The organism is Vreelandella halophila, assembly GCF_009856365.1.
Taxonomy (GTDB): Bacteria; Pseudomonadota; Gammaproteobacteria; order Pseudomonadales; family Oleiphilaceae; genus Halospina; species Halospina utahensis_B.
Genome location: NZ_WMEX01000001.1, coordinates 421,956 through 439,576 on the forward strand (window position 1 = coordinate 421,956; position 17,621 = coordinate 439,576).

Consider the following 17,621-nt stretch of genomic DNA (forward strand, 5'->3'; position numbering starts at 1 on the left):
ATCCTTGGTGTAAAGGGTTACATGGCCGAGCCCATCTGGAAGATGGGGAGGTACATGGCGATGATGAGGCCGCCGACGAGAATGCCCAGAACGGACATGATCACCGGCTCCATGAGCGAGGTCAGGTTATCGACCAGGTCATCCACCACGGCCTCGTAGTGGTCGGCCACCTTACCAAGCATCTCGTCCAGGTTACCGGATTCCTCACCAATGGAGGTGAGCTGGATGGCGAGCACCGGGAAGACGCCGGTCTGGCGCATGGCGGTCTGCAGCTGCGTACCCGAGGATACCTCTTCTTTGACCTGGAGGATGGCATCCCGGTAGACGGCGTTGCCGGTGGCGCCGGAAACGGAATCCAGGGCATCGACCAGTGGCACACCTGCGGCGAAGGTGGTGGAAAGAACCCGCGCGAACTTGGCTACGGCGGACTGGTCAAGGATTATGCCCACAACAGGGAGCTTGAGCACGTACTTGTCCACGGCATCGGAAAAGCGCGGGGACCGTTTCTTGGCTGTCCGGAACCCGAAGACCGTACCGATTATGCCGATCAGCACGGCCCACCACCAGGCCTGGAGCCATTCGGACATTCCGATCACCATCTGGGTAAAGGCGGGCAGGTCCGCGCCAAAGCCCTGGAACAGGGATTCGAACTGCGGCACCACCTTCACAAGGAGGATGGCCGTAACGATGACTGCCACGATGATGATGGAGATCGGGTAGGTCATGGCCTTCCGGACCTTGCGCTTGAGGTTCTCGGTTTTCTCAAGGTAGGTCGCGACCCGGTCCAGCATGCTTTCCAGTGCACCAGCGGCTTCACCTGAATCCACGAGGTTGCAGTAGAGGTCGTCAAAGTGCTTCGGGTGCTGGCGCAGGGCGTTGGCGAAGCTGTTACCCGAAGCCACGTCGTTACGGATGGCGATGATCAGCTCCTGAAGCCCCTTGTTCTCAAGGCCGTCGGAGACAATGTCAAAGGACTGGATCAGCGGCACGCCCGCCTTCATCATGGTCGCCATCTGGCGGGTGAAGGTGGCGATATCAAAGGGCGTGATTTTTGTCCGGCCACCGAAAAGCGGCTTGCTCTTTTTCTTGATCTTGCCGGGCTTGATGCCCTGCTTGCGCAACTGGGCCTTGACCAGCGCCGGAGAGGCGCCGGTGGTCTCGCCGCTGGTCTTGTTGCCCTTGCGGTCCTTGCCTTCCCAGGTAAAGGTGTCCAGCTTCTGTTCGTTGGCCGCCATGGAGTTAATCCTTCGTTACACGGTTCGCTTCTTCCAGACTGGTCACGCCCTGAATCACCTTCTCGAGCGCGGACTGGCGCAGGCTGTTGAAGCCTTCATTACGGGCCTGGCGGGCGAGCTCAATGGAGCTGGCCTCGTTCATGATCATGCTCTCCATGTCCTCGGTGATACGGACCACCTCGAGGATGCCTACCCGGCCCTTATACCCGTTTTTACATTTATCACAGCCTACCGGTCTGTAAAGCGTAAACCCTGTATCAATCTGTTCCTGTGTGAAACCTTCCTTGAGAAGAATGTCCTGGGGAACGTCGGCGGGTTGCTTGCAGTTGCTGCACAGGCGGCGCCCCAGCCGCTGGGCAATGATCAGGCTGACCGAGGTGGCGATGTTGAACGAGGCGACCCCCATGTTCATCATCCGGCTCAGTGTCTCCGCAGCACTGTTGGTGTGCAGGGTGGAAAGGACCAGGTGGCCGGTCTGGGCCGCCTTGATGGCGATATTCGCGGTCTCCAGGTCCCGGATCTCGCCCACCATGATGATGTCCGGGTCCTGACGCAGGAAAGAGCGTAGCGCCTCGGCGAACGTCAGACCTACCTTGTTGTTTACGTTGACCTGGTTGATCCCCTCCAGGTTGATCTCCGCCGGGTCTTCCGCCGTGGAGATGTTCACTTCCGGGGTGTTGAGGATGTTCAGACCGGTATAAAGGGAAACTGTCTTACCGGAACCGGTTGGGCCGGTGACCAGGATCATGCCCTGGGGCGATTTGAGGGCCTCGAGGTAGAGCTGCTTCTGGTCCTCTTCATAGCCGAGCTGGTCGATCCCCATCTGAGCGGCGGTTGGGTCCAGTATCCGCAGTACGATCTTTTCCCCCCAGATCGTGGGCAGTGTGTTGACCCGGAAGTCGATCGATTTGGACTTGGAGAGCTTGAGCTTGATCCGCCCGTCCTGGGGCACCCGGCGTTCGGAAATGTCCATCTGGGACATGATCTTTACGCGCGCCGCCAGCTTGTGGGAGAGCTTTATCGAGGGCTTGGCGACCTCGTTCAGGATACCGTCGGACCGGTAGCGGATGCGGTACATCTTCTCATAGGGCTCGAAATGGACGTCTGAGGCGCCCTGTTTGATGGCATCGAGCAGCAGCTTGTTCACGTATTTGACGATGGGCGCATCATCGGTGTCCGTGGCGTCTACGGCGTTTTTGTCCTGTCCCTCTTCCTCGTCGCCGCTCTCGAAGTCCACATCCTCAAGATCCGAGTCCCCGCCCAGATCCTGCATGGAGGTGTCCTGGGACTCCATGTACTTGTCGATAGTCTGACGGAGACTGCTTTCTTCCACCAGAACTGCTTCGGTACTCAGCCCGGTGTGGAACTTGATCTCATCCAGCGCCTGCAGGTTGGTGGGGTCCGCCATGGCGACGAACAGCCGCTTTCCGCGCTGGACCAGCGGCAGTACGCTGTGGGCACGGATCAGCTTCTCGTCCACCAGCCCTTCCGGCATCATGTCGGCGGAAAAAGCGTTCAGGTCCATCACCGGAACGCCGAATTCCATAGCGGCCGAGAACGCCAGCGCCTGACCGGGGGCGAGCTCGTTCTGGATGAGATAGGTGATCAGAGGGATGCGGTCCTGGTTGGCCTGGACAAAGGCCTCCCGGGCCACGGTCTCTTCCAGGATGCCGTCATCCACAAATCGCCGGGCCAGCCCGGTAAGCGTTACGTTCTGGGGGTCAGAAGCCATGGTCTCTCTGGTCTTGTGTTGAACTGCCCCAAGAGTCTAGTGCCTGCCTCAGTGTTCAGCCAGTGATGAAAAGGGGATGACAGTGACGTAATGCGTCACCTCAGCTTGTCAAACAGTGTCACATTGGCGTCTTTGGGGAGGTGGCTTGTTTACGAGGCCGCTCTCCAGGTGGCTGATTGTAGGTCGTTCTCGTTTTTTAAGGAAAACTGGCATGGGAGCTGCTAACTTCAGTCCAAGGCAGGCAAAGGCAGGGTCCATTGCTGATGCCGGTACTCAAAAAGACAACACCCTCAGGAGGTGCGCCAATGCAATCGATTCAGATGAATCACAAACAGCAGGGCTTCACGCTCATCGAACTGATGATCGTGGTTGCCATCATCGGTATTCTGGCGGCGATCGCGATTCCGCAGTATCAGGATTATATCGCGCGAACCCAAGTCAATCGGGCGTACGGTGAAATTTCGGCATTGAAGACCGCTACAGAAGAATCGATGAACCGTGGACAGGTTCCCGGCGATGCGGCAAGCCTCGGTTTCACCAGCAGCACGCTCATGACAAGTGTGCCTTCGGTTAACGAAAACAGTGGTGCTGTGAGCATCTCCGCAACTCTGGGTAATGACGCAGCAATTGCCGTTTCTGGTACTACGATCACTCTGAATCGTACCGCCAGCGGGGTCTGGAGCTGTGACGTGGGAACCGGTAGCGCCAACAGCTGGGACGAAAGCTACATGCCAACTGGGTGCGAGTGAGTTCAGTTGAGCAACACCTGAAGACTCACTATCCTGAAGGGCGTCATTTTGACGCCCTTTTTTGTGTCTGACTGAAACAGTGGGGGATCCGTGCGGATAGAACGTTTCAGCTACTGGGTTCTGATGAGCCTGTTTCTGCTCGTGGCTTTTTCCGTGCCTTTTCATCTTGCTCCCATCGGTTTTTTTCTTGAGGAGATTACTGCGGCGGCTGCGATTGTCTGCGGAGGTGCTCTTTCATGGGCGCTGATGGGAAAAGACCGAAGTGTGTCCGCAGTGCTGCCCCTTTGGTGCGTCTGGGGTGGCGTCATCCTTGCCTCCTACTTGAATGGCAACTATTCCCTGAATACCGCAGCATTATGGGCACTGGTCTATTGGAGTATCGGCTGCCTCGCGATTGTGTGGTTTTCACGGCTGCAGGAAATTTTTGGCCGAGCAGGAACCATCGAGGTGATTGCCAGCCTCATGGTTTTTGCGTTGGTTCTGCAGGCCATTCTCGGTGTAGCGAAATTTTATGGGCTTCTTCGTTTTCTGACTATTCAGGAGCTGCCCAGTAGCCGTATGCCGGGTCTGTTGAATCAGTTCAATGTGACGGCGTGCTTTGTCACTATTGGTCTCGTATCAGTTATTTTTCTTTCTCTGAAGGAAAGGCTTGGGCTCACTTTACAGTTTGTGTTGGTTTGGATGGGTGGAGTTGTGCTCTTCCTGACGGACACCCGGACGGTGTGGGGATATTTTGCCATTATCGCAATCGCCGTTCTTATCGTGTCATTCAAAACGAGCGACGTTTTTCTGCGGCGGAGATTGATCCGGTCATCGGGGGTCGCATGTGCTGGCATTGTTGTGGCTTTCTTCAGTCAAACGCCTCTGGATCACGGGCTTACTTATCTGGCGCCGGAGAACCTTGGCAGGCCCTCAATCGAGAAAGCCGATTCAACTCGCAGCGCCACTGATCCTGGAATCCGACTTACAGAACTCGAAAAAGTATGGGAAGGAGCACTTGAAAAACCCTGGCTCGGCGTCGGTATCAACAACTACCCTTATTTCAGTTTCCGAATGGATTCCAGGGTAGCTGACCCGACCCGAGCGGGAACACTTGTGACACATTCGCATAATATTTTCAGCATGATCCTCGCCGAGCAGGGCATTATCGGCTTGGGGATCTTTTTGGCACTTATATTCTGGCTTGCTGTTCGGGTGTTTCGTCTTACCAAAAACGCCGAATGGTTCTGGGTAGCTTCGGTTCTTGGTATTTTCTTTCTCTTTTCCAATGTTGAGTACCCTCTTTGGTATCTCCATTATCTCGTATTGTTTCTTGGAGTTCTGACATTTGCGCTACCAGTTTTTTACTTCAGAGTCAGCTCTCGGCTGTTAGCGGGAGCCTCCAGTGTTGCGGTGCTTGTTACTTTCCTTTTTCTGGGGGCGGGAGTTCTTCGTGGTTATTATGTTTTTGCCACCGCCTACATGAATCCAAATTGGGATCAGGAGAGGATTAAGCAGATCCAGGCCTGGCGCAGCAGTTCGTTTGTTGGTCCTTATGGAGATCTTCTGGTCTATCAGTATCTGCTGCCAACTGAAGGGGGCTATGAGCAACAGCTCAACCAGGTCCAGCGCGTAATCGAATGGCGGCCCCAGGGATCGGCGCTGTCCACCAAGGTCATGTTGCTGGCCCTGCTGGAGCGACACGATGAGGCGTGTCAGTTTGCGGAAAAAGCCATTCCCTTTATTCCCTCTACGGCAACCAGGTTGCAAGCGGACTTCCCCAAACTGGAAGAAGGGTATGATGTTGAACTTGACCCTGTTCAAGAGTGTGTGAGCGATATCGCCAAAGCCCATGATGAGTAATTCGACAACATGGCAAGATGAACTCTTCCTACGATATTGGAATGTCGGACGTCAGGTCCGTCTTTACTTGATGGGTCAGCTACGGCAGCAGCTTCCATGGGAGGTTCTCGACAAACAGATCCTGTTCATTCATATCCCGAAAGCGGCTGGCAGTAGCATCTGTGATTCCTTATACGGTCGTCAGCTTGGTCACGTTCGCTGTATTGACTACCAAAGGATCAATTCGGGCCAATTCCGGTCAATCCGCAAGTTTTCAGTAATTCGTAACCCGTATGAGCGGGTCTATTCCGCTTACTGCTTTTTGAAGGACGGGGGGTTGCCTGCCTTCCCTGCCGATCAGAGGTTGTCGCGAATCATTCAGCGGTATGGGGGGTTTGAGAGTTTTGTTCTCAACTGGCTCTCCTGTCGCAACAATCGAAACAGCTACATTCACTTTATGCCCCAGAGCGATTTTGTTACTGACAGACAGGGTTGCTTGATGGTCGACAGGCTGGGAAAGCTGGAGGAGCTGAATGACTTTATTCAGACTCTTGAATGGGAGTGGGGGGTGCAATTGGAACTCCCCCACCTTAACAAAAGTAACCGAGGTGGATTGGATACGGGCAGGGAGTGGTTCAGTGAGCCTGTGCGTGAAGTAATCGGCGAACTATATTCCGATGATTTCCGACTTGGCGATTACAGGCGCTAGTTTATGCGTGTTGGATTCTTTTATATCGGCCCGGGTAAGACAGCGACGACATGGCTGTTCAAGGTACTGGAGGAACACCCGGAAATCTGTCTCCCGCCCAGCAAGGACCTGAATTTTTTCGACAGCTTTCACGAGCGGGGGGTGAGGTGGTATCACCGCCAGTTTGGCTGCGATCCTGCAAATACACTTGTGGGTGATGTCAGTCACGACTATCTGCTCAGTGATAGTGCACTGGCAAGGATACGGGAATACAATTCCGAGGCGAAGCTGATAGTGGGGTTGCGTAATCCCTATGAGCGTGCCGAATCAGGCCTTAATTTCCTGAATCGAAACGGGTTTTCTTATACGGATATGCAGGCAGCTGCTGAGAATCATGTCGAGCTAGTGCGTGGCGGACTGTATGGGGAAAATCTGAGGCGGGTGTACCGGTACTTTCCTGGGGATCAGGTGTTGCTGGCCGACTACAGCCTGCTTGTTGAGGATCCTGCAGAATTCATTGCAAGAGTCTGTTCATTTCTGGGAGTTGAGGTTATCCAGTTTGCTCGCCTTAATGAGAGAGTCAACGAACGGGCGGTACCCCGATCACGATGGCTTGCCTCAATGGTTAAGGCTTTGGCTCTCAAAGCTCGGGCATTGGGGCTGAATCATCTGGTGGGGCAGATAAAGCTCAATCCGCTGGTAGTTGCGGCTCTTTATCGCCCCTCCCGCGATGGCTACCGGCTGACCGCATCGGATGTCGGGTTCCTGGCTAAGTATTTTGAGCCGGATATTTCGGATCTGGAGTCGCTGACCGGACGGTCCTTCGGCCACTGGCGAGAAGGGGGGAGTTCAGGAGGCCGGCGTGAATAGAACGCTGGTGGTGATTCCCCACTTGAATAATCTTGCAGGTTTGCAGCGGTCTATCGCCGACATTGACCCCGATGAGCATGTGGATGTGCTGGTGATTGATGACGGCAGTGAGCCTGCTCCGGCTGAGTGTGATATTGCGCCGTATTTCCGGGGTCGGGGCAACCTGTGGCTTGAGAGTTTTCCGGTTAACCGCGGTATTGTCGAAGCTCTGAATCTTGGCGTAAACGTGGCCCAGGATAATGGGTATGCGTTTCTGGCCAGACTGGACGCTGGGGACAGAGCACTGAAAGCGCGATTTGCGATCCAGCAGGCGTTTCTGGAGAAGCATAAGGACCACGTACTGGTTGGATCCTGGGTGGAATTCATCAGGCCGAGTGGCGAGCACCTTTTCCATTTCAGGCCTCCAGAATCCGATGCCAAGCTGCGCAGAGCTCTTAAGCAGTACAACCCGTTCATACACCCTGGTGTGATGATGAGTGTGGAGGCCATTGGCCGCGCTGGCGGGTATCCCGTTGATTATCCCGCGCTTGAGGATTGGGCGCTGTTTCTGGAACTGAAGCGGTTTGGAAAAATCCATGTCCTCCCCAGGGTACTTCTGAAATACGAGGTCGCTGAGAGCAGTATTTCTTCAAGGCGGCGGAGGGAACAGGCAGCGAGCAAAGTGCGGCTGCTCTGGAACCATTTTGACGGTACGCCAGGGGCGGTAGTGGGGTTGGTGCGGACGTTCATGGTTTATTGTTTCCCGCGTCATATCCTAAATCAGCTCAAGCGGCTGGTGTATCGGTGATGGGCTGCAGCGCGGGATGAGTCGAGTCAGCTGGCGCTCGTTCACTATTGGATTAGGGGTTGTGCTGGGGGTTAAGGTCGCCGGTGCCTTTTCGCTCTTTCTCCTTTATGCGTGTCTGGCATTGACGCTTCCCGACGAGATGGAAGGCTATGGCATGTATGGCCTTACTATGATCATATTCTTTGGAGCCATTGGAAGGATTGGTCTGGATCGGTTTGTGGAGCGTGAAGGCGCCCGTCTGCACGCGGAAGAGCGCCCGAGGGACCTCTATGGGTTCTATCTGAGCGCACTGGGCTGGAGTAGCGTCGTTCTGCTGCTCATTACACTGCTTCTCATGGTTTTTGCCGAACCATTGGCGGTATTGGTCTTTTCTAGTGGCGAATTATCCAGCGTCATCTACTACTCGGCGCCTGGTATTGTTGGGGCAGGCCTGAGTGGCGTGATTGCCCATTTTCTGCTTGCTGTTCGGCGACCTGCAGTGGGGATGGGGGTGCTCAGTCTTGTCGGGCCGCTGGGTAGTGCCGTTATGTTGGTCTTGGCCAGACCCGTGAGCTATGAAGGGTTGGGGCTCGCGCTTTCGGCCGGTTTCAGTATCGGGGGGGTCATTGGAATGCTCCTCTGGAGGCTCTCGTTCAGAAACGTTTCTCCCAGCTCCTTCAATCCAATTCGGGGCACAACCTGCTTCGTTTTCTGGATCATCGTGGTGACCCAACAACTGGTTCAGTTCTCCAATCAGCTTATTGGTGCCAGTTTTCTGAATGGTGATGAGTTGGGAACTCTGACAGTCGCGCATCGGGTTACGTTGCTGATTTCCTTGATTGTTGTGGCCTCTAATGCGTTTGCAGGCAGCCGCTACGCAACCGCAATGGCTGAGGGACGGGAAAAGGAGCTTGAAAAGCTACTCATCAAGAACCAGAGTCTCTCCTTGCTGTTTGCAGCGCTTCTCATGGGCACGATGGCCATTTGGCCAGCTCTGTATCTATTGCCGTTCGGGGGAGATGCCGGGAGCGTTTATGGGCTCATGCTGATCATGATGATTGGCCAGGGGCTTAACGTGCTTTTCGGACCAGGCGGGCATCTGCTGCTGATGAGAGGCTATGAGCGTGACTGGGCCGGCGCGAGTTGTGTCGTGGGCGTGCTGACAGTTCTGGTGACACTGGTTTTCTCCTCCCTGCTGGATGTCAGGGGCGCGGCTTTAGCAGCTGCGGCGGCGGTCCTTCTGCAGAATGTAAGTGGTTGGTATCTGGTACGGCGGAAAATCGGGATCAACTTGCTCATGCCATGGTTAGGCCATCGGGCAATTGAAGGACGTAGCAATGCGAGTCATTGATCTGGCGCGTGAGGAAGATTTCGCCGTAGCCTGTCAGGCCCTGTTTGATAGGGTGAGTTGTGAGCTGGGGGAAGACTGGCTGATCGTGGGGATTGAGACAGGTGGAATGCGTGTGGTCGAAGCTTGGGCTGCGTCTCGGGTTCTCAGTTCCTGCAGTATTCGGGCACAACGCCCCGCGACGGGAGCAAAGGGCCGCATGCGGCCATTGATCCGACGTCTCCCTCCCGCTGTCGCGAATATTCTGAGAAACATTGAGCGATTGATCTTTCGGAGCCTGAGGAAGTCGGGGCGGACGAGTTCTAGGGACGTGTTCCTGCCGCAGGAAGCGAAGTTGAGTATAAGCAACGCGGCACGGATATTGGTTGTTGATGATGCGATTGATTCCGGGGAAACGCTGAAAGCTTGCCTTGACGCGATCAATGGATTGAACTCGACGGCTAGGGTTAAAACGGCGGTGCTCGCCGTTACGGAGTCGGACCCGATACTGACGGCGGATGTGCAGCTTTATGAGGGGGTAATGCTGCGCTTCCCCTGGTCGAGCGATTCGGTGGTACAAACGTGAGACAGAGACTGGTCGTGTGTGATCTGGACGGCACGCTGTTATCGGTCAATTCTTTTCGCCTGTGGGTCCTCTACTGGGATGTAATGGGTCTGTTCTGTCCACCTTTTCTCGCAGTGTGGTTGATTGCCCAGGGTCGACGTCTGGTTGGGGGATCAGATCGGGCAGTGATGAAAATGGAGCTGATGCGGACCTACGAGCGTTTTGAAGGTCGTTTACCGATGCGGTTGAAGTCCTGCTTCCTGTGGCTTCTGAGGATGACCATTAATCGAAGGGTTCAGCGCATGATTGAGGCATATCGGGGCGATGGTGTACCGGTTCTTCTTGCTACCGCGGCCCCTTGTTTCTATGCCACGCCGTTCGGGGAATGCCTGGGAGTGGATGGAACAGTTGCGAGTTACCTGGAGAAAGGCAGGATGATGGAAATGGTCGGAGACTGTAAAAGAGTTGCGGTTCTACATTGGCTTGGAGCCGATGGAGGAGGGCGCGCCGACTGGATTATGGTTGCCCTTACTGACCATCAGGATGATCTGCCTCTCGCTCTGGAAGCTGATTGGACTTACCTGGTAAATCCATCAGCAGAGTCATGCCGTTCTTTTAAGAGCGCTGGAGTTGCATTCAAGGTGTTAAAGAGTCGTGGGTGAACTATGATCAGGTCGACGTTTGCACGAATTGATCACGATGTACGTTTGCTCAGTCTTCTTGTACTGCTTGATGTGTTCAGTCTTGTTCTTGCTGCGGATCTTGCACACTTTCTCCGGTTTCAGCATCTAACGGTCAGGCCAGACTACCAGCTGATCATTTTTATTGCTGTCATATTCATCGTTTTTGGCTTCGCGAATTTCAGGGTTTATGAAGACATAACAAATCACGACTGGGGGGTCGTGGCAACCCGCCTTCTCACAGGATACGGGGCTCTGGGTTTGGCTCTTGTATCCCTGCTTTTCATATCCAAGACGTCGGCGGAGTTTTCCCGGATATGGCTGATGACCTGGCTTGCATTTGGGTTTTTGCTTTCAATTCTGTTTCGAAAGGGGAGTATAGAGTGTCTGAAGCGTCAGGGAGGATTGGAAAGTCGTCGAAGCGTCACGCTGATAGGTACCTCAGAGGCCTGTACACGTATTTGTCAGGCGCTTGAGAAGAATCGAGGCTCCCAGTACGTGATCCATGAGGTGAAATGGATTGATGAAATGTACTTTAAGGATTCGGCGAATTTATCCGGAGACATAACGACGGACGAGATATGGTTCTGTGCTCCTCTGAGGTATGGTCGGGACGTTGCAGAAATGTCGAAACAGATGAGCACCTATAGTGGTGACATTCGCTACGTGCCGGATTTGGATGATCTGGCTGTTTTGAATCATGGAGTTTCAGATCTGGGAGGGTTCTTTTCCATAAATCTGAGTTGTTCGCCGCTTCAGGGCCTAAAGCAGGTGCTGAAATCGTTGGAGGATTACGTTCTGGGTCTGTTCCTTGTCGCCGCCTCCAGCCCTGTGATGTTGCTCGTTGCGATAGGCATCAAAATGACTTCTTCTGGGCCGGTGCTTTATCGGCAGGAGAGGGTTGGGTGGAATGGGCGATGCTTCGATATGCTCAAGTTTCGTTCTATGGCGGTCGGTGCCGATTCACGTAATCAGCGTTGGGGAGGAGCGGCAACCAAAGAGGTTACAGGTTTTGGTGCATTTCTGAGAAAGACAAGTTTGGACGAGCTACCTCAGTTGTTTAATGTTCTTCGGGGTGAAATGTCTTTAGTAGGGCCTCGGCCTGAGCGCTCTGAATATGTAGAAACATTCAAGGAAACTATCCCGGATTATATGAGGAAGCACCTTGTCAAGGCCGGGATTACGGGGTGGGCCCAAGTGAACGGACTTAGGGGAGATACGGACCTTGATAAACGCATCGAGTATGATCTGTACTATATCGATAATTGGTCACTAGGGCTGGACTTTCGAATTATTGCAAGGACGGTTCTAGGGGGATTTTTGAATCTTAGGAACAATTAAATCATCAATCATAATGGTAGCTCAGGGTTGAGTTTTTGGAAATAGTAAGTTAATTTTCCTGAGATCATAAATTGTCGAAGTGAGGTCTCGATGGGTAAAATCTCCACCTACTACGAAAAACAGAAAGCCGTAAAGCAACTTCAGGACGAACTCCAGAAGATGGAAGAGGATAAGGAGCTCAAGAAAGAGCTCGACTTCAAGGAGGAGTTGAACCAGTTGATGGAAAAATACGGCAAGTCCGGTAAGGATATGCTGGAGGTTCTGGCGACGCTGGATTCGAGTGTTAAGAACAAGCTGGAGCAGGGCGGTGGTTCGTCCAGTGCGAATGATGGCCGCAAGAAGCGCCCGCTCAAGACCTACCGCAATCCGCACACCGGCGAAGTGGTCCAGACCCGTGGTGGTAACCACAAGACGCTGAATGCGTGGCGGAAGCAGTATGGCAAGGAAGAGGTTGCCCGCTGGCAGGAGAGCTGAGGCAGCTGCATTATGGCTGTGGGAGCGGGCTCTAAAGGCGGTCTATAAAAGATCGCGCGTGAGCGCGCTCCTACGGTCTGCATTTGATCCGGGATGGATTGTTTTCCCGGGCGTTTGGCTGCGGTACCCTTTGGGTCATCAGACAACAGGGAAGAATCATGCACGCAGTCATCCTTTCCGGTGGTTCCGGTACCCGTCTCTGGCCTCTGTCCCGTGAGGCTTACCCCAAGCAGTTCCTGGCACTGAACACCCACGAATCCCTTCTGGACGAGACCCTGCAGCGTGCCTGTGCGGTGTCCGGCTGTTCGAGTCTGTCCGTGATCACCAATGAGGCACACCGTTTCATTGTGGCGGCGCATCTGCAGCGCTACGGGCAGCAGGCGGAGGCCGGGCGCATTCTTCTGGAGCCAGTGGGGCGCAACACGGCGCCGGCCATTGCACTGGCAGCACTGCGGATTCAGGAGACGGATCCGGACGGTGTGATGCTGGTGCTGCCGTCGGATCATGTGGTCAAGGACACCCAGGCCTTTGCCCGCGCGGTTCAGGCGGGTGAGGAGGCGGCCCGCGAGGGTCGGCTGGTGACGTTCGGGGTTGTACCGAACTGTGCGCATACCGGCTATGGTTACATCCGGGCCGAGTCCGAGCAGGTCGCTGGCGGTGCACGGCCTGTGGCGGCATTTGTGGAGAAGCCGGATGCTGCTACGGCCCAGGGGTACCTGGATGACGGCCATTACTACTGGAACAGTGGTATGTTCCTCTTCCGGGCCAGTGACTACCTGGCGGAACTGGAGCGCCATCGCCCGGACATCCTGGAGGTCTGCCAGCGGGCCTGGGCTTCACGCCGGGATGATCAGGATTTCGTTCGGGTTTCAGAGGCGGTCTTTGCGGAGTGCCCTGAAGAGTCCATTGACTATGCGGTGATGGAGCGGACAGAGCGCGCCGTCGTATTGCCGCTGGACGCTGGCTGGAGTGATGTGGGGTCATGGTCATCGCTGTGGGAACTGCAGGATCAGGATGACGATGGCAATGTCGTTCGCGGTGATGTGATCACTGAGGACGTCCATCAGTCCTATCTCCATTCCGAAGGGCGCCTGGTGGCGGCAATAGGCGTGGACAACCACGTCATTGTTGAGACGGATGATGTGGTGCTGGTTGCGGATCGCAGCCGGGTACAGGATGTGAAGAAACTGGTGAGCCGCCTGAAGGACCAGAATCGCGATGAGTACCGCTTCCACCGCAAGGTCCATCGGCCCTGGGGCAGCTATGAGGGCGTGGCCCGCAGCGAGCGTTTCCAGGTTAAGCGGATAACGGTGGATCCCGGAGCCACACTGTCACTGCAGAAACATCATCATCGCTCGGAACACTGGGTGGTTGTGAGTGGGAGCGCACTGGTTACACGTGGTAATGAGGAAACCTTGCTGACCGAGGATGAGTCCACGTATATTCCACTGGGCGTGACCCACCGTCTGTCCAATCCCGGGGTGATCCCCCTGGAGGTGATTGAGGTGCAGACGGGCAGCTATCTGGGAGAGGACGACATTGTCCGTTTTGAGGACAATTACAACCGCGTCTGACTGAGATTGACCCCGGGCGGCCGGATGCCGCCCCCACAGACCAGAGGGAATTGGTATGGAAGACTGGCATAACGCCACGGAACCCCTTCTCATCAACACCCCTAATGCTTATCCCGAGCGGATTGCGCCTGTTGGCGAAGCGGCACTGGCCCAGTCCCGGCGCCTTGCAGCGCTTGCCGGTTCCGTGCGCGGGCCGATTGAGCTGTGCCGCGGGGGCGCTCTTGCCTCCAGAGGCCTGGCGGAACACGCCCGTGAGGTGGCGGAAAAGGCCACGGGGTATGAGCATGAGCTCTGGGTAGTGCCCGTACTGGCGCTGATCCGCAATGGGGAGGCCGTATGCCGGACCATGGGGGAAATCCGGGCCGCCACTGATGCTGGTGTCTGCTGGTTCCTGCTGGAGTCCACAGGGGCTGAGCTGTTGGCATCCGTGGTTCAGGCGGAGGGACTTCTGGCGTGGTCGGAGCTGATCGGTGACCCCTCGATTGCTTTGATGGTTGCCCACGACGGTCCTCCGGAGTCACGGGTGCCTGCTGGCACACCCCGAATGCGCCACAGCCTGCGGGTGCCTGCCTCCAGTGCGGTGGATGTACTGGCATGGTGCCGGCAGCGCCAGCCGGCGATGGAGGCGTGGCTTGGCATGAAGGTGGAGCAGTCGGCTATGGAAGTGGCAGTGAGCTCGGCAGCGACCTCCCAGGGAGAGCACAGAACCTTCGGCTCCATGGAAGAAGGGCTTCTGGGCCAGGAAGCCGACCCGGGGCATGTGCTGTCCGTGCTCAGTGCCGCTGCGGCCATGGTCCGGTTTGAGTGGGCCTGTGGTCCCGTGCGGCTGGCCCATCTTACCCGCAGGCAGGCCATGGACGAGCAGGCGGAACTGGTGAGCCTGGCACGCGGCGATACCCCCGGGAAGGCCCTGAACCATGATGCCTCCGTGGAGCGTGCGGCTCTGGACGTGGAGTGGCATGAGACACCACCCGAGCTGATTCTGGATCAGGCTGCAGTGGTTTCCTGGCTGGAGTGTGCAGGGGCGGCTTCGTCAGCACAGGATGCGTTCTGGTATGATGCGCGCTGCCTGAACAAAGAGGTCACAAGAGAGTAACATCAACCATGCCAATCAATCGCAAAGCACTTTACGCATCACTGCTGGTCTCCCTGCCGGCGCCGCTCATCCTGGCGCTGATCCCCATGAACGGGAATATCGAGCTGTACCTGGAGACCTCAGCATCACTGGTGGACTACCTGCTCGCCTATCTTCTGTTTGTCATCGTGGCGCTGGTGGCGTCCGGTCTTGCCACACGCACGGGGAGCGGTCAGCAGAAGCAGGCCTCCAAAGGTGGTAAGAGTTCTGGTCGCAGGAAGGGCAAGGACTCGGAAGAGGGCACCGTCAAGTGGTTCAACGTCAAGAAAGGCTTTGGCTTCATCACCCGTGACAGCGGTGGCGACGTGTTCGTTCACTTCCGTGCTATTCAGGGCGAAGGCCGGCGGGTCCTCCGTCAGGGCCAGCGGGTAAGCTACACCGTGGTCGAAGCGGAAAAGGGCCTTCAGGCCAACGACGTAACGACCCTCGACGACGACTGATTCGTCTCCCTCCGCGGGTCAGGCTACCTGGCCCGCGAGCAGTTCCTCCAGAATCCCCTCGTAGATTCCTGAAAGCATTTCCAGATCGGCGACCGAGACGCACTCATCCGCCTTGTGGATGGTGGCATTGAGCGGGCCGAGTTCCATCACCTGGGCGCCGGTGGGCGCGATGAAACGACCATCCGAGGTGCCGCCGCCGGTTGAGAGCGCCGGGCGCTGGCCAGTAGCCTTTTCAATCACGCGCACGGCGGCATCGATAAAATCGCCGCGTTCCGTGAGAAAGGGCTCCCCGCTGAGGTGCCACTCCAGCTCGTAGTCCAGCCGGTGACGGTCGAGCAGGGTGGTGACCCGTTCCCGCAGCCGGGCTTCGGTGACCTCCGTGGAGAAACGGAAGTTGAAGTCCACTTCCATGGAACCGGGGACCACGTTGTTGGCGCCTTCCCCGGCTTCCACTCGGGTGATCTGGAAGCTGGTGGGCGGGAAGTGGTCATTGCCCGTATCCCATTCGGTATTGATCAGATCGGCCAGCGCGGGGGCGGCCCGGTGCACCGGGTTGTCCGCGAACTGGGGGTAGGCCACATGGCCCTGGGTGCCTCGAACGCGCAGCTTGCCGGAGAGAGAGCCACGGCGTCCGTTCTTGATGGTGTCGGCCACCCGCTTGCTGCTGGAGGGCTCGCCCACCAGGCACCAGTCCGGGCGGATGCCCTTTTCGGAGAGGGCATCCACCACGCGGCGGGTACCGTCCCGCGCAGGGCCTTCCTCGTCACTGGTCAGAAGCAGGGCAATGCTGCCCCGGTGCTCCGGGTAACGGACCACAAAGCGCTCCGTTGCCGTCACGAATGCCGCCACCGAGCCCTTCATGTCCGCCGCGCCCCGACCGTAGAGCATGCCATCACGCTCGGTGGGCTCAAAGGCCGGGGTGGTCCAGTCGTTTTCCGGACCCGGGGGTACCACGTCTGTGTGGCCTGCGAATACGAACAGCGGGCCACCCCCGCCACGGCGAAGCCAGAGGTTGCGGACTTCCCCGAACGGGTAGTCTTCCCCTCTGAAGCCTGCCTCAGCCAGGCGTTCTGTCAGCATCGGCTGGCAGCCGGCGTCGTCCGGCGTAACCGAGGCCCGGCTGATCAGCTCCCGGGCCAGTTCGAGGGTGGCGCTGCGCGGCTCGCTCATTCGCTCACTCAGTTGTTGGCGTGGAGTTCTTCGTTCAGCGTAATCGCTGTCTTGTTGGTCCGGCACTCGACCGCCCCGGTCTCGGAGTTGCGGCGGAACAGCAGGTCAGCCTGCCCGGCCAGGTCACGGGCTTTAACGGTCTGAACATGCTCGCCACTGTCATCCAGCACCTGTACCTTGGTGCCGGCGGTGACATAGAGGCCGGCTTCCACCGTGCAGCGGTCACCCAGAGGGATACCAATGCCGGCATTGGCGCCCAGCAGGCAGTTCTCACCCAGCGAGATGATGATGTTGCCGCCGCCGGAGAGCGTGCCCATAGTGGACGAGCCACCGCCCAGGTCCGAGCCCTGCCCCACGACCACGCCGGCCGAGATACGGCCCTCGATCATGGACTTGCCTTCGGTGCCGGCGTTGAAGTTGATGAAGCCCTCGTGCATCACGGTTGTGCCTTCGCCCACATAGGCGCCCAGGCGCACGCGGGCGGTATCCGCGATCCGCACGCCTTTCGGGACCACGTAGTCGGTCATGGGCGGGAACTTGTCCACGGCCTTCACTTCCAGAACCCGGCCGGCGGCACGCGCCTGGAGCTGGCGCTGGGGGAGTTCCTCAAGGTCGATGGCTCCCTCGTTGGTCCAGGCCAGGTTCGGCAGCAGCGGAAAAATGCCCTTGAGGTTCACGCCATGGGGCTTCACCAGCCGGTGGGAAAGCAGGTGGAGCTTGAGGTAGACCTCCGGGGTGCTGCTCGCCTCGGCGTCGGTGTCCAGAAGCGTTACAACCACTGGCAGCGAACTCTCACTGGCCTGATCGGCGAGCGCCCCAAGGTCCGCGTAGCCGGCTTCCTCCAGCCGGTCCGCCAGGGTCTGAAGCTGGTTGGCGTCGGCATCCGCGGCCGCGTTGCCTTCGCCTAGACCCTCAATGTTGTCGCGCACGATCCCGACCAGTGTACTGTCGGGGTCATGAATGGGCTGCTGGTAATACACCTCCAGCCATTCGTGTTTCTGGTTGCGGGTGCCGATGCCAATGCCGAATGCGAAGCTCATGGTCCTGGTTCTCT

17 protein-coding genes are annotated in these 17,621 nt (G+C 56.9%); 13 read left to right on the top strand and 4 right to left on the bottom strand.

All coding sequences use genetic code 11. The annotated features are described in order from the left end of the window. Positions 1–17: 17 nt before the first annotated feature. Entirely contained in the window at positions 18–1,235 is a 1,218-nt protein-coding gene (locus GLW01_RS01850; RefSeq protein ID WP_160897943.1) for a type II secretion system F family protein, read from the bottom strand. 4 nt (positions 1,236–1,239) lie between these two features. Continuing rightward, entirely contained in the window at positions 1,240–2,967 is a 1,728-nt protein-coding gene (gene pilB / locus GLW01_RS01855; RefSeq protein WP_160897944.1) for a type IV-A pilus assembly ATPase PilB, read from the bottom strand. A 305-nt stretch (positions 2,968–3,272) separates the two neighbouring features. Here pilB and GLW01_RS01860 point away from each other — a divergent pair, with 305 nt between their 5' ends. The 13 genes from GLW01_RS01860 to GLW01_RS15715 all read left to right on the top strand — a co-directional run bounded on the left by GLW01_RS01860 (position 3,273) and on the right by GLW01_RS15715 (position 15,397). Continuing rightward, positions 3,273–3,716 (top strand): pilin, encoded by a 444-nt coding sequence (locus tag GLW01_RS01860; protein ID WP_160897945.1) that lies wholly within the window; start codon positions 3,273–3,275, stop codon positions 3,714–3,716. Positions 3,717–3,839: 123 nt separating this feature from the next. Continuing rightward, the gene (locus GLW01_RS01865; protein ID WP_160897946.1) at positions 3,840–5,558 is read left to right on the top strand and encodes a PglL family O-oligosaccharyltransferase; all 1,719 of its coding nucleotides are present in this window, start codon (positions 3,840–3,842) and stop codon (positions 5,556–5,558) included. A 70-nt stretch (positions 5,559–5,628) separates the two neighbouring features. Next, on the top strand, positions 5,629–6,246 hold the full coding sequence (locus GLW01_RS15820) for a sulfotransferase family 2 domain-containing protein (RefSeq protein WP_353653836.1): 618 nt from the start codon (positions 5,629–5,631) through the stop codon (positions 6,244–6,246). Between the two features lie 3 nt (positions 6,247–6,249). Next, positions 6,250–7,095, top strand: a complete 846-nt coding sequence (locus tag GLW01_RS01875; protein ID WP_160897948.1) for a sulfotransferase domain-containing protein — start codon at positions 6,250–6,252, stop codon at positions 7,093–7,095. Beyond that, on the top strand, positions 7,088–7,882 hold the full coding sequence (locus GLW01_RS01880) for a glycosyltransferase (RefSeq protein ID WP_160897949.1): 795 nt from the start codon (positions 7,088–7,090) through the stop codon (positions 7,880–7,882). The genes GLW01_RS01875 and GLW01_RS01880 overlap by 8 nt, the downstream gene beginning before the upstream one ends. Positions 7,883–7,898: 16 nt before the next feature. Beyond that, the gene (locus GLW01_RS01885) at positions 7,899–9,212 is read left to right on the top strand and encodes a lipopolysaccharide biosynthesis protein (protein ID WP_160897950.1); all 1,314 of its coding nucleotides are present in this window, start codon (positions 7,899–7,901) and stop codon (positions 9,210–9,212) included. After that, on the top strand, positions 9,199–9,774 hold the full coding sequence (locus tag GLW01_RS01890; protein WP_160897951.1) for a phosphoribosyltransferase family protein: 576 nt from the start codon (positions 9,199–9,201) through the stop codon (positions 9,772–9,774). The genes GLW01_RS01885 and GLW01_RS01890 overlap by 14 nt, the downstream gene beginning before the upstream one ends. A 14-nt stretch (positions 9,775–9,788) precedes the next feature. Further along, complete coding sequence (locus GLW01_RS01895) at positions 9,789–10,415, top strand: HAD family hydrolase (RefSeq protein WP_160897952.1); 627 nt, start codon at positions 9,789–9,791, stop codon at positions 10,413–10,415. 3 nt (positions 10,416–10,418) lie between these two features. After that, positions 10,419–11,774 carry an exopolysaccharide biosynthesis polyprenyl glycosylphosphotransferase gene (locus GLW01_RS01900; protein ID WP_160897953.1) on the top strand — a complete coding sequence of 452 codons (1,356 nt, stop codon included), beginning with the start codon at positions 10,419–10,421 and terminating at the stop codon, positions 11,772–11,774. Between the two features lie 90 nt (positions 11,775–11,864). Next, the gene (locus GLW01_RS01905) at positions 11,865–12,248 is read left to right on the top strand and encodes a histone-like nucleoid-structuring protein, MvaT/MvaU family (RefSeq protein ID WP_095618254.1); all 384 of its coding nucleotides are present in this window, start codon (positions 11,865–11,867) and stop codon (positions 12,246–12,248) included. 158 nt (positions 12,249–12,406) lie between these two features. Continuing rightward, positions 12,407–13,822: a mannose-1-phosphate guanylyltransferase/mannose-6-phosphate isomerase gene (locus tag GLW01_RS01910; RefSeq protein WP_160897954.1), complete on the top strand. Its 1,416-nt coding sequence runs from the start codon at positions 12,407–12,409 to the stop codon at positions 13,820–13,822. A gap of 55 nt (positions 13,823–13,877) precedes the next feature. After that, on the top strand, positions 13,878–14,918 hold the full coding sequence (locus tag GLW01_RS01915) for a hypothetical protein (protein WP_160897955.1): 1,041 nt from the start codon (positions 13,878–13,880) through the stop codon (positions 14,916–14,918). Positions 14,919–14,926: 8 nt separating this feature from the next. Further along, a complete protein-coding gene (locus GLW01_RS15715; RefSeq protein ID WP_151438858.1) occupies positions 14,927–15,397 on the top strand; it encodes a cold-shock protein in 471 nt (156 codons plus the stop codon). Positions 15,398–15,415: 18 nt separating this feature from the next. On the opposite strand, the gene dapE is transcribed toward GLW01_RS15715, so the two are convergent. Both dapE and dapD read right to left on the bottom strand, forming a co-directional pair. Further along, complete coding sequence (dapE, locus tag GLW01_RS01925) at positions 15,416–16,567, bottom strand: succinyl-diaminopimelate desuccinylase (RefSeq protein ID WP_160897956.1); 1,152 nt, start codon at positions 16,565–16,567, stop codon at positions 15,416–15,418. A gap of 8 nt (positions 16,568–16,575) precedes the next feature. After that, positions 16,576–17,607, bottom strand: coding sequence for a 2,3,4,5-tetrahydropyridine-2,6-dicarboxylate N-succinyltransferase (gene dapD / locus GLW01_RS01930; protein WP_151438860.1), 1,032 nt, complete (start codon positions 17,605–17,607; stop codon positions 16,576–16,578). Positions 17,608–17,621: the final 14 nt, after the last annotated feature.